This is a genomic window from Komagataeibacter kakiaceti JCM 25156 (assembly GCF_000613305.1).
Genome location: NZ_BAIO01000657.1, coordinates 1 through 1,112 on the forward strand (window position 1 = coordinate 1; position 1,112 = coordinate 1,112).

Below are 1,112 nucleotides of genomic sequence, written 5' to 3' on the forward strand. Positions count from 1 at the left end.
CCCTGCGGCAGGCGGCCGGGGCCTGATCGGGCCGTATCCCGCCATCTCGGTAACATGCAACGGCGCGGCCTGGTCGCGCCGTTGTGCTGTACGCACCCGCCCCCGCAATGCTTCAATACAGAAAGTGAATATTTATTAACTATATTGCAGTTACTTAGTATTTCTATCATACATGTCTGAGAAACATTTGTGGTCGGCAGGTGTTTCCATGATATAGACGGAGAAAGATCCAGACCGGACCACCGGGTGCCGCGCCAGTTCTGTTGCGCAACGTGGTTTCTCCCCCATGTCTGGATATTCAGGTGACAGGATTTTACGATGGCCGATACCAATACTGCCCGGGATACCCTTATTGATCTCCTGCGCGGTGTAGAGCGCTTCAATACGGAAGTATTTCCCCAGAACCGTGAACTGTTCGCCAGCCTGGCCGAAAGCCAGTCCCCCGATACGCTGTTCATCGCCTGCGCCGACAGCCGGGTGAACCCCAGCATGATTACCCAGACCCAGCCGGGCGACCTGTTCGTGCTGCGCAACATCGGCAATATCGTGCCCGCCTATGGGGAAATGCTGGGCGGCGTGTCATCCGCCATCGAATACGCCGTCAGCGCGCTCAAGGTTTCGCACATCATCGTCTGCGGTCATTCCAACTGCGGCGCGATGCAGGCCCTGCTGGACCCCGACCCGAGCAAGCTGAACAAGATGCCCACCGTGGCAAGCTGGCTGCGCAATGCCGAAGCCGCGCGCGCCGTTCTGGAGGCATCGGACGCAGGCCCGGCCACCGTGCGCAGCCTGTCCGAACAGAACGTACAGCTCCAGATCGCGCATCTGCGCACACATCCCGCCGTGGCGGCAGGGGTTGCCCGTGGCACCCTGACGTTGCAGGGATGGTTCTATGATATCGCAAGCGGGGAAGTCGTGGTGCTGGATGAAACATCCCGCAGGTTCATCCATGTGGATGAAGCCATCGCGGCCCTTCAGGCGCAGGCCGGCAGGCCCGCCACGGCCTGAAGCCAGCGGCGGGCGGTGGTGGGGACATTATGCCTGTCCATGTTTCTGGCCCTGCCCGCCAGCGCCCGTGCGCGGCGGCAGCCTCAAGCTTTCCACATGGAATC

At 60.9% G+C, this 1,112-nt stretch carries 1 protein-coding gene; it reads left to right on the top strand.

Annotated features, from left to right (window positions below; all coding sequences use genetic code 11):
* Window positions 1-318: 318 nt before the first annotated feature.
* Window positions 319-1,008, top strand: a complete 690-nt coding sequence (locus tag JCM25156_RS17635) for a carbonic anhydrase (RefSeq protein WP_025814198.1) — start codon at window positions 319-321, stop codon at window positions 1,006-1,008.
* Window positions 1,009-1,112: the final 104 nt, after the last annotated feature.

Excerpts from the sequence above, each read along its gene's own strand:
- JCM25156_RS17635 (WP_025814198.1), top strand. The coding sequence starts at position 319 with ATGGCCGATACCAATACTGCCCGGGATACCCTTATTGATCTCCTGCGC.